We start from the raw sequence: 11,169 nt of genomic DNA on the forward strand, positions 1-11,169 counted from the left end.
TGGTCTTGCGGATGATCGCGTCGACCTGCCGAAACTCCTCGTCGGTCAGTCCCGAATACGCCTTGGCGAAAGCCACCAGCTGCAGCGCGTCGGGCCGGGCCGGTTCCTTGCGCGCGATCGCCTCCAGCGCCGCGTCGGCCTCGGCCTTGTCCACCGGCGGCCGGTTCCAGACCGCGAAGGTGTAGTCGGTGTAGACCGAAGCGCGGCGCCCATGGCCGGCCTGCGCGTAGACCAGCACGCAGTCGACGGTCATCGGCTCGATCTTCCACTTCCACCACAAGCCTTCGGCCTTGGTCCGGCCGGTACCGTAGGCGGCGTCCAGCCGCTTGAGCATGAAGCCCTCGACACCGAGTTCGCGCGAGCGCGCCCGCTTGCGGGCGAACCCGGCCCAGGTGCTGTCGGTTTCCACCGGCGACAGCTTCATGGCAGTGCCGGCCAACAGTGTTTCGAGCCGGGCGCGGCGTTCGCGCTGCGGCAGCGCGCGCACGTCCTGGCCGTCCTGCTCCAGCAGGTCGTAGGCCATGAAGGTGACCGGCGCGTCCGCCAGGATTTTCCTGGTCACGTTCTTGCGGCCGATGCGCTGCTGCAGCAAGGCGAACGGCGCCGGCCGGCCCAGCAGCTCTGCGGTCTGCGGATCCGGCGCATCCTTCCACACCAGGATCTCCCCGTCGACCACCGTGCCGTCGGGCAACGCCAGCGCCAGCGCCTCGATTTCCGGAAAGCGGTCCGTCACCAGCTCCTCGCCGCGCGACCAGATCCAGGCCTTGCCGCCGCGCCGCACCACCTGGCCGCGGATGCCGTCGTACTTCCACTCCACCATCCAGTCGCCTGGCGGTCCGAGCCGCGGCGTGAACATCTCTGGCGGCAGGTCGAGCTGGTGCGCCAGGAAAAAGGGATAGGGCTGGCCTTCGTCGCGCGGCTCGCCGACGGCGTCGTCGATGGCCGCCACCAGCGCCCGGTAGCGCTCGATCGACGGCAGCACCTTGCCATCGGTGTAGCCCATCATGCGTTGCGCCACCCGCTTGGCATCGATGCCCGAGTGCGCCGCCAGCGCCCGCTGCACCAGCAGCTTGCTCACCCCGACGCGGAAGCCCCCTGCCACCAGCTTGACCAGCAGGAAGCGACCTTGCGTGTCCAGCTCGCGCCAGTAGGAGGCGACGCGCGCGGCGGCTTCGTGTTCCGGCAGGCCGCGCAACGGCAGCAGCCGCTGCTCCACCCACTCGGCCAGGCCGACGTCGGACGGCTCGCCATCGCGCGGCAGCACCAGCGCGATGGTTTCCGCCAGGTCGCCGACCGACTGGTAGCACTCGTCGAACAGCCAGTCCGCGATGCCGGCCACCTGGCAGGCCAATGCCGCCAGCGAACTGGTCTTGACGACCTGGCGCGGCTTGCCGCCGGCCAGGAAGTACACGGCCCAGGCGGCATCGGCGGCCGGCGCCTGCGCGAAGTAGCGGGCCAGCGCCTCCACCTTTTCGTTGGTGGAGGTGGTCGCATCAAGCTCGCTGAACAGGCGGGAGAAACGCTGCATTTCAGGCGCCCTCTTGCGGCTGCAGGTCGGCCTCCACCACGTCCTGGCCGTACTCGGTGTGGAAGGCTTGCGCCTGCAGGCCGCGCTCGCGCAGGGACCGCACCAGCACCGGCACGCTGCCGTGCGTGACGATGACGCGCTGGGCACCGGTGGCGTCGATCGCGCTCATCAGGCCCGGCCAGTCGGCGTGGTCGGACAGCACGAAGCCGCGGTCGTAGCCGCCGCGGCGGCGGTTGCCGCGCACCTGCATCCAGCCGCTGGCAAAAGCCGTCTGCGCCGCTCCGAAGCGGCGGATCCAGGTGCTGGCGGCGGCACTGGGCGGACACACCACCAGGCAACGCCGCAGGTCGGCCTTGTCGGTGACCTCGGTGACCATGCGCGTTTGCGGCAAGCTCACGCCGGCAGCCGCATAGGCGCGGTTCAGCGGCGCGACGGCACCATGCACGATGATCGGGCCGATCGAGGGATCGACCCCGGCCAGCACCCGCTGCGCCTTGCCCAAGCTGTAGCAGGTGAGCACGCTGGCGCGCCCGTGGCTGGCGTTGCGGGCCCACCAGGCGTTGACGTCGGCGAACAGTTCCGCGTCCGGGCACCAGCGGTAGATCGGCAGGCCGAAGGTGGACTCGGTGATGAAGACGTCGCAGCGCACCGGCTCGAAGGGATCGCAGGTCGGGTCCGGCGCCACCTTGTAGTCGCCGCTGGCCACCCACACCTGGCCGCCGTGCTCCAGCCGCACCTGCGCCGAGCCGAGCACGTGGCCGGCCGGATGCAGCGAGAGCGTCACCCCGTGGTGCGTGAGGCGCTCGCCATAAGCCGCGGTCTGCAAGGTGATCTCGCCCAGCCGCTCGCGCAACACGCCCTCGGCCGGCGCCGCCGCCAGGTAGTGGCCGTTGCCGTAGCGCGCGTGGTCCGAATGGGCATGCGTGATGACGGCGCGCGGCACCGGCCGCCAGGGATCGATGTAGAAATCTCCTGCCGGGCAGTACAGGCCCTCGGGGCGCTGGACGACCAGGTCGCTCACTTGTAGCGCTTCCCTTGCACGATGATCGCCAGCCGCATCAGCACCCGCGCCACCCATTCCTTGGCGCGCTGCAATGGCGGGCGCTGCTCGTAGCCGGCGGCATCCATGCGCTCGCCCTGGTGCTCCATCGCGTGCAGCAGCCGCTCGCGCAGGCGCGCCGCGAAGCGCCGGTCGTCCACCACCACGTTGGCCTCGCGCGCCAGCAAAAAGCTCAGCGGATCGAGGTTGCTGGAGCCGACCGTCGCCCAGTGGCCGTCGATCACGGCCACCTTGGCGTGCAGGAAGCTGGGCGCGTATTCGTGGATCTCCACGCCGGCCTGCAGCAGCGCGCCGAACACCGGTCGGGCCGCGTAGTACTGCATGAAGTACTCGTAGCGCCCCTGCAGCAGCAGGCTGACGCGCACGCCGCGCTGCGCCGCCTGCACCAGCGCGCGCCGGATCCGCCCGCCCGGCACGAAGTAGGCATTGGCGATGATGATTTCCTGGCGGGCACGGCCGATGGCGCGCAGGTAGGCGCGCTCGATGCCGACCCGAAAGCGCAGGTTGTCGCGCAGCAGCAGCGCCGCCAGCGCATCCGGCTCGCCGTGGCTGGGCACGGGGGGTGCCGGCGTGTGCGGCATGTCGACCGCGCGCCAGAGCTCCAGCGCGCCGATCCAGTGCGCACGCTTGAGCTGGCCCATGGCATCGATGCGCGATAACTGCCGCAGCATGGTGGCCCGCATCTCGCCCACCAGCGGGCCAACGACGCGAATGGCGAAATCGAGCCGGGGCGACTCCAGCGCGCCGTGGTTCGGGTCGTGGAAGTCGTCCAGCATGTTGATGCCGCCGCAAAAACCGACCTCGCCATCGACCGCGCACAGCTTGCGGTGCAGCCTGCGCCACTGGCCGGGCACCAGCATGCCCAGCGGGCCGGGCGGCGAGTAGACCAGCCACTGCACGCCCGCGGCCTCCAAGCGCAGCCGCCATGGCGGCTGCAGCTCGCGGGTGCCGAAGCCGTCGACCACCACCCGCACCGCGACCCCGCGCCGCGCCGCCCGCTCCAGCGCATGGGCGACGTCGCCCGCGCTGCCGGTGAAGTCGAAGATGTAGGTCTCCAGCAGCACCTCGGCGCGGGCGGCGTCGATCGCAGTGACCAGCGCGGGGAACAACTGCAGGCTGCCTTCCAGCAGCTGCAGGTGGTGCCCCGGGCGCAGGTCCGGCACGCCGCGGCGCACGGCCCACTGCTTTGACGGGTCGCGCTCCATCCGGTCGCTCAGAACTTGAACTCGGCGATCAGCGGCAGGTGGTCCGACATGCGCCACCAGATGCGCCCCCGCGGCACCTCCACCCCCGATGGCTTGAGGCCGCGCGCATAGACGTAGTCCAGCTGGGTCAGCGGCAGCCGCGACGGGTAGGTGGCGATTCGCTCGCCCTGGTAGTCCTTGAAGCCGTGGTTGTTCATCACCGGCCGCAGCTTGCCGCCCCAGTCGTTGAAGTCGCCGGCCACCAGCACCGGCGCCGTGCGCGGGATCTCGCGGTCGATGAAATCGGCCAGCCGCTCCAGCTGCCGCACCCGGCTGCCGGCGATCAGGCCCAGGTGCAGCACGATCACGTGCACCGTGCGGCGCCGCACCTGCAACTGCACGTGCAGCAGGCCGCGTTGCTCGAACCGGTGGTCCGACATGTCCTCATGGCCTTGCGAGACGACCGGCCAGCGTGACAACAGCGCATTGCCGTGTTCCCCGTGCTTGGTGCGGGCGTTGGTCTGGTAGACCGCGTAATAGCCTTCCGGGCACAGGAACTCGGCCTGCGGCAGCTCGGGCCAGCGGGTGAAATACTGTTCCTCGCGGCGGTGCAGCTTGCGCACTTCCTGCAGGCAGACGATGTCGGCATCGAGTTGTTCCACCCCGTGGCCGAGGTTGTGGATTTCAAGGCGGCGCGTGGGACCCATCCCTTGCACGCCCTTGTGGATGTTGTAGGTCGCAACCCGCAGAAGACTCATGCGACAAATTGTGGCAGCAACAGGATGGCTTCGGCGTTGGACGGCGAGAAGCAGGCATCGGCCGCTTGCCTCCATGGCAACCATTGGTAAGCGGTGTGCTCGCGCGGGCTCAGCGTGACCGGCGTGCCAGCCGGCACGCGCAGGCCGAAGACACGCTCTGTGTTGCGGGTGATGCCCGGCGCGTAGCGGTGCAGCCAGCGCGGATAGATGGCGTAGACGTTTTCCAGCCCCCAGTCGCGCAACGACTGCGCCAGCGAGGTGCCCGGACCGCAATCGATGCCGGTTTCCTCGGCCACCTCGCGCACGGCCGTTTCAAGAAAACTCTCGTCCTCTCGGTCCTTCGAGCCGGTCACCGACTGCCAGAAGTTGGCGGGGTCCGCCCGGTTGATGAGCAATACCTCCAGCGCCGGCGTGTGGATCACGACCAGCACGGATTGCGGGATCTTGTAGGGCCTTTGCACTGGCCGATTCTGCCTGCCGCGGCAGGCTGGCGGTAAGCCGCAGGCACACCCCAGCTTCGGTGCGCCAGGAGACAGCCGGGGTGTCCTTCGGTTACCCCGGCCTGCGGATCACGCTGTCGGCGTTGCCGTGCGCACCCGGATGTGCAGCTCGCGCAACTGCTTTTCGTCGACCGGCCCGGGCGCGTGGGTCAGCAGATCCTGCGCGCGCTGGGTCTTGGGGAAGGCGATCACGTCGCGCAGCGACTCGGCGCCGGTCATCAGCATCACGAACCGGTCCAGACCGATGGCGATGCCGCCGTGCGGGGGTGCGCCGTACTGCAGCGCATCGAGCAGGAAACCGAACTTGGCCTGGGCTTCCTCGGCGTCGATCTTCAACGCGCGGAACACCTTGCTCTGAACGTCCTCGCGGTGGATCCGCACGGAGCCGCCACCCAGCTCGATGCCGTTGAGCACCGCGTCGTAGGCCTTGGCCACGCAGCGGCCGGGATCCGTTTCCAGCCAGTCTTCGTGGCCGTCCTTGGGCGAGGTGAACGGATGGTGCACGGCGTTCCAGCGCTGCGCATCGTCGTCGAACTCGAACATCGGGAAGTCGACCACCCACAGCGGCTTCCACTGGCCGTCGATCAGGCCGCGGGCCTTGCCGAAAGCGCTGTGGCCGACCTTCACGCGCAGCGCGCCGATGGCGTCGTTGACCACCTTGGTGCGGTCGGCGCCAAAGAAAATCAGGTCGCCGTCGCGGGCGCCGGTGCGCTTGACGATTTCGGCGATGGCGGCGTCGTGCAGGTTCTTGACGATCGGCGACTGCAGGCCTTCGCGGCCGCCGGTGATGTCGTTGACCTTGATCCAGGCCAGGCCCTTGGCGCCGTAGATCTTGACGAACTCGGTGTAGCCGTCGATCTCGCCGCGGCTCATCTCGGCGCCACCCGGCACGCGCAGGCCGACCACGCGGCCGTCCTCGGCGTTGGCGGGGGCGGAGAACACCTTGAAGTCGACGTCCTTCATCACGTCGGTCAGTTCGGTGAACTCCAGCGTCACGCGCAGGTCCGGCTTGTCCGAGCCGTACAGGCGCATGGCGTCGGCGTGCTTCATCACCGGGAACGCCGGCAGCTCGGTGCCGATGGCGTTCTGGAAGGTGCTGCGGATCATGCCTTCGAACATCGTGCGGATCTCTTCCTCGTCCAGGAAGGATGTCTCGACGTCGATCTGGGTGAACTCGGGCTGGCGATCGGCGCGCAGGTCCTCGTCGCGAAAGCACTTGGTGATCTGGTAGTAGCGGTCGAAGCCGGCCACCATCAGCAGCTGCTTGAACAGCTGGGGCGACTGCGGCAGCGCGAAGAACATGCCTTCGTGCACGCGGCTGGGCACCAGGTAGTCGCGCGCGCCCTCGGGCGTGCTCTTGGTCAACATCGGCGTCTCGATGTCGATGAAGCCTTTGGCGTCGAGGAACTTGCGCACTTCCATCGTCACGCGGTAGCGCAACATCAGGTTGTTCTGCATGTAGGGCCGGCGCAGGTCCAGCACCCGGTGCATCAGGCGCGTGGTCTCCGACAGGTTCTCGTCATCGAGCTGAAACGGCGGGGTGACCGACGGGTTCAGCACGATCACTTCCTGCGCCAGCACCTCGATGCGGCCGCTCTTGAGGTTTTCGTTGACGGTGCCCTCGGGCCGGGCGCGCACGATGCCCTTGACCTGGATGCAGAACTCGTTGCGCAGGCTCTCGGCCAGCTTGAACATCTCGGGCCGGTCGGGGTCGCACACCACTTGCACGTAGCCCTCGCGATCGCGCAGGTCGACGAAGATCACGCCGCCATGGTCGCGCCGGCGGTTGACCCAGCCGCACAGGGCCACGGTCTGGCCCATGTGGCCCTCGGTCACCAGGCCGCAATAGGTGGTTCGCATTTTCTGGGAGGTCACGGCAGGATCCACGCGCCACTTTGCAGTGCCGCGTCCTTCAAATCAATAGGGTTTGACGACCCCAGGGACGACGACGCCCATGGAGACAACGTACTTGAGCGCCTCGTCGACGCTCATCTTCAGTTCGATGCAATCGCTCTTGCGCAGCATCACGAAATAGCCGCCCGTGGGGTTGGGCGTGGTGGGCACGTACACGCTGAGGTACTCCTCGCCCGTCAGGTAGTTGGCGACGTCGCCGCCCGGGGTGCCCGTCACGAAGCCGATGGTCCAGACGTCGGGGCGCGGCCACTGGACCAGCACCGCCTTGCGAAAGGCGTTGCCGCTTTCCGAGAACAGCGTGTCGGACACCTGCTTGACGCTGGAATAGATGGAGCGCACCACCGGGATGCGCGAGACGATGGTGTCGCCCAGCAGCACCAGCTTCTTGCCGATGAAGTTGCTGGCGGTGGCGCCGACCAGCAGCAGGATCGCCAATGCCAGCAGCACGCCCAGGCCGGGAATGTGGATGCCGAACACGCGGTCCGGGTGCCAGGCCTGCGGCAGGATCAGCAGCGTCTGGTCGAGCGTGCCGATGACCCACTGCAGCACCCAGACGGTGATGGCGACCGGGACCACCACCAGCAGGCCGGCCAGCAGCCATTTCCGCACGGCGTGCATGGTGGCTTTCAGTCGCCGCGGCTGCTGCCGGCCGCGGGGGCGGGGGCAGCGGGCTTGGGGGCGGCCGCGGTGTCCGGCTTGGCGGCGCTGACGGCGGGCTTGTCGGCAGCCTTCTCGGCCGGCTTCTCCCCGGATGGTTCGGCGGGCTTGTCGCCGGCCTTGTCAGCCGCCGGCGCGGGCGTGCCGCCGTTGCGGAAGTCGGTGGCATACCAGCCCGAGCCCTTGAGCTGGAAGCCGGCGGCGGTGAGCTGCTTGCTGAAGCTGGGCGCGCCGCATGCCGGGCAGACCGTCAACGGGTCGTCGGACATCTTCTGCAGGACATCCTTGGCATGGCCACAGGAGCCGCATTTGTACGCGTAGATGGGCATGGCAGGTCAGAAAAGGATGCAAAGCCCTCAATTATAGGCCGCGCCCCGACCCGGGCCCGCCACCCTCCCCCGGGGTCAGCTCACGGGGGCGCCGCCGCCCATGCCCGCGAGGTGGCGCACGGCCTCCTGGCGGTTGCGCAGCTTCTGCGGCGCCAGCGAGCCGGCGAGCATGCCGGCGAACGCCGCGACCAGGCCGGCCAGCTGGCCCGGGAAGGCAGCGGCCAGCGCCTCGCCGCCCACCTGGGGGAAGAACAGGACCCACACTGCGACGCCGGCCGCCACCGAGCAGATCGCGCCCTGGGTGGTGGCGCGCCGCCAGTAGATGCCCATCACCAGCGGCACGAAGGCCCCGACCAGCGTCACCTGGTAGGCCGCCGACACGAGCTCGTAGATCGAGGTGCCCTTCATCGCGATGGCGTACGCCAGCACGATGCCGGCGAACGCCACAATCGAGGCGCGCATGGCGAACAGCTGCTGCCGGTCGCTCATGTCGGGCCGCAGGTTCTTCAGGATGTTCTCCACGAAGCTGGTGGCCGGCGCCAGCAAGGTGGCCGACGAGGTGCTCTTGATCGCCGACAGCAGCGCGCCGAAGAACAGGATCTGCATCAGCAGCGGCATCTTGGTCAGCACGAAGGTGGGCAGCAGGCGCTGGTAGTCGTTCTTGGCCAGTTCCATGGCGCTGTCGCCCATCACCACCACGGCGCTCAGCACGATGAACATCGGCACGAAGGCGAACAGGATGTACGAGATGCCGCCGATCACGGCCCCCTTTTGCGCGGTGCCGGCGTCCTTGGCCGACATGACGCGCTGGAACACGTCCTGCTGCGGGATGCTGCCCAGCATCATGGTCAGGCCGGCGGCGATGAAAAAGGCGATCTGGGTGAAGCTGGGCGCCGGGAAGAACTTGAACAGGTCTTGCGAGCTCGCCAGCGCCAGCACGGCGCCGGTGCCGCCGGCCAGTTCGCTGGCGAAGACGGCGATCACGGCCAATCCGATCACCAGCACGATCATCTGGATGAAATCGGTCCAGGCCACGGCCAGGAAGCCGCCGACCACCACGTACACCAGCACCGCCAGCGTGCCCACCACCATGCCGGTGGTCTCCGACATCGCGCCGTTGGTGAGCACGGAAAACACCAGGCCCAGCGCCGTGATCTGCGCCGCCACCCAGCCCAGGTAGCTCAGGATGATGGCGATCGAGCAGAACACCTCGATGCCGCGGCCGTAGCGCTGGCGATAGAAGTCGCCGATGGTCAGCAGGTTGTATTTGTACAGCTTGGCCGCGAAGAACAGGCCGACCAGCACCAGGCACATGCCGGCCCCGAACGGATCCTCGACCACCGCGCCCAGCCCGCCTTGCACGAAGCGGGCCGGGATGCCCATCACCGTCTCGGCGCCGAACCAGGTGGCGAAGGTCGTCGTCACCACCATGACCAGCGGCAGCCGCCGGCCGGCGATGGCGAAGTCGGCGGTGTTCTTCACGCGGCTGCCGGCCCAGACCCCGACCGCCAGGGTCCCCAGCAGGTACAGGACGACAAACGAGATCAGCGTGTAGTTCATCGAAGGCCCCCAGCCCATCCATTGGGCGGCGGGATTATGCCCCAGCCCCTAGTAGAAGCGCACCTGCACGACGAGCTGCATCACGATCAGCCCCAGGGCGAACCCGAGCCCGCCGTAGACCAGGCCCTGCAGCAGCCGGTTGGTGCGCCTTTGCTCCTGCAGCAGCTCGCGCATGTCGCGGTTGCTGGCAGCCTGGTTGTTCTGCAGGAAGCCATGCAGCAGCCGCGGCAGCTCCGGCATGATCTTGGCGTAGCGCGGGCCCTGGTCGCGGATTTCCTCCCACAGCTTGTGCGGGCCGACCTGGTCCAGCATCCAGCGCTCCAGGAACGGCTTGGCGGTGCTCCACAGATCGAGTTCGGGATCAAGCTGGCGGCCCAGGCCTTCGATGTTCAGCAGCGTCTTTTGCAGCAGCACCAGCTGCGGCTGGATCTCCACGTTGAAGCGGCGCGAGGTCTGGAACAGCCGCATCAGCACCATGCCCAGCGAGATCTCGCGCAGCGGGCGGTCGAAGTACGGCTCGCACACGGTGCGCACCGCGCCCTCGAGTTCGTCCACCCGGGTGCCCGGGGGCACCCAGCCGGACTCGATGTGCAGCTCCGCCACCCGCTTGTAGTCGCGGCGAAAGAACGCGGTGAAGTTTTGCGCCAGGTACTCCTTGTCGTGCTCGGTCAGCGTGCCGACGATGCCGAAGTCCAGCGAGATATAGCGCCCCAGGGTGCCCGGCGCCAGGCTGACCTGGATGTTTCCGGGGTGCATGTCGGCATGGAAGAAACCGTCGCGGAACACCTGGGTGAAGAAGATGGTGACGCCGTCGCGCGCCAGCTGGCGCAGGTCGACGCCGGCCGCCACCAGGCGATCGACCTGGCTGATGGGAACGCCGGTCATGCGCTCCATCACCATCACCTCCGGATGGATGAAGTCCCAGTGCATCTCCGGGATCATCACCAGGTGCAGGCCTTCCATGTTGCGGCGCAGCTGCGCCGCGTTGGCGGCCTCGCGCACCAGGTCCAGCTCGTCGTGCAGGTACTTGTCGAACTCGGCCACCACCTCGCGCGGCTTCAGGCGCCGGGCGTCGGCCGAGGCCCGCTCGACCCAGCCGGCCATCATGCGCATCAGATCCAGGTCTTTCTCGATCACCGCCAGCATGCCCGGGCGCAGCACCTTGACGGCGACGTCGCGCAACTCGCCGTTGCGCAGGCGGGCCGTGGCGAAGTGCACCTGGGCGATCGAGGCGCTGGCCACCGGCTCCTGCTCGAAGGTCACGAAAATGTCCGCCAGCGGCCGGCGGAAGGCCCTCTCGATGGTCGCCACGGCCACCGCCGATGGGAACGGCGGCACCCGGTCCTGCAGCATGGCCAGTTCGTCCGCGATGTCCTGCGGCAGCAGGTCGCGCCGGGTCGACAGCACCTGGCCGAACTTGACGAAGATGGGACCGAGGTGCTCCAGCGCCTGGCGCAGCCGCTGGCCGCGCGGCGCCTCCAGCCGGCGGCCGAACGTGACCACCCGGGCCAACCCGCGCAACCGGAAGCCCGAGAGCACCAGCTCGTCCAGCCCGTAGCGCAGGATCACCCAGAGGATGAAGATGGCGCGCAGGTAACGCGTCATCCGCCGGCCTGTCCGGGCGCCACCGGAGGCACGGGCGGCATCGCCGCCGCGCCGGTGGCGGGGGCCGCGGCCGG

The 11,169-nt window shown here is 68.6% G+C and carries 10 protein-coding genes; all 10 read right to left on the reverse strand.

Going from position 1 to position 11,169, the window contains the following annotated elements:
• Nucleotides 1-1,528, reverse strand: a 1,528-nt coding sequence (locus JWP65_RS03010; protein ID WP_299760214.1) for an ATP-dependent DNA ligase, incomplete at its 3' end; no start/stop codon positions are given.
• A gap of 1 nt (nt 1,529) precedes the next feature.
• Complete coding sequence (locus tag JWP65_RS03015) at nt 1,530-2,606, reverse strand: ligase-associated DNA damage response exonuclease (protein WP_299760216.1); 1,077 nt, start codon at nt 2,604-2,606, stop codon at nt 1,530-1,532.
• Nucleotides 2,546-3,793, reverse strand: coding sequence for a cardiolipin synthase ClsB (gene clsB, locus JWP65_RS03020; protein ID WP_299760218.1), 1,248 nt, complete (start codon nt 3,791-3,793; stop codon nt 2,546-2,548). Before clsB ends, JWP65_RS03015 begins: the two co-directional genes overlap by 61 nt.
• Before the next feature lie 8 nt (nt 3,794-3,801).
• Nucleotides 3,802-4,530 (reverse strand): endonuclease/exonuclease/phosphatase family protein, encoded by a 729-nt coding sequence (locus tag JWP65_RS03025; protein ID WP_299760220.1) that lies wholly within the window; start codon nt 4,528-4,530, stop codon nt 3,802-3,804.
• Nucleotides 4,527-4,991 (reverse strand): dihydroneopterin triphosphate diphosphatase, encoded by a 465-nt coding sequence (gene nudB / locus JWP65_RS03030; protein WP_299760222.1) that lies wholly within the window; start codon nt 4,989-4,991, stop codon nt 4,527-4,529. Before nudB ends, JWP65_RS03025 begins: the two co-directional genes overlap by 4 nt.
• Before the next feature lie 108 nt (nt 4,992-5,099).
• Nucleotides 5,100-6,890, reverse strand: a complete 1,791-nt coding sequence (gene aspS / locus JWP65_RS03035; protein WP_299760230.1) for an aspartate--tRNA ligase — start codon at nt 6,888-6,890, stop codon at nt 5,100-5,102.
• Nucleotides 6,891-6,947: 57 nt separating this feature from the next.
• Entirely contained in the window at nt 6,948-7,562 is a 615-nt protein-coding gene (locus tag JWP65_RS03040; protein WP_299760224.1) for a DUF502 domain-containing protein, read from the reverse strand.
• Nucleotides 7,563-7,570: 8 nt separating this feature from the next.
• The gene (locus JWP65_RS03045) at nt 7,571-7,930 is read right to left on the reverse strand and encodes an FmdB family zinc ribbon protein (RefSeq protein ID WP_299760226.1); all 360 of its coding nucleotides are present in this window, start codon (nt 7,928-7,930) and stop codon (nt 7,571-7,573) included.
• A 75-nt stretch (nt 7,931-8,005) separates the two neighbouring features.
• Entirely contained in the window at nt 8,006-9,490 is a 1,485-nt protein-coding gene (locus JWP65_RS03050) for a sodium:solute symporter family protein (RefSeq protein WP_299760228.1), read from the reverse strand.
• A 48-nt stretch (nt 9,491-9,538) separates the two neighbouring features.
• Nucleotides 9,539-11,095: a ubiquinone biosynthesis regulatory protein kinase UbiB gene (gene ubiB / locus JWP65_RS03055; RefSeq protein WP_299760232.1), complete on the reverse strand. Its 1,557-nt coding sequence runs from the start codon at nt 11,093-11,095 to the stop codon at nt 9,539-9,541.
• Nucleotides 11,096-11,169 lie beyond the last annotated feature (74 nt).

This window comes from Ramlibacter sp. (genome assembly GCF_028292805.1).
Classification (GTDB): domain Bacteria; phylum Pseudomonadota; class Gammaproteobacteria; order Burkholderiales; family Burkholderiaceae_C; genus Ramlibacter.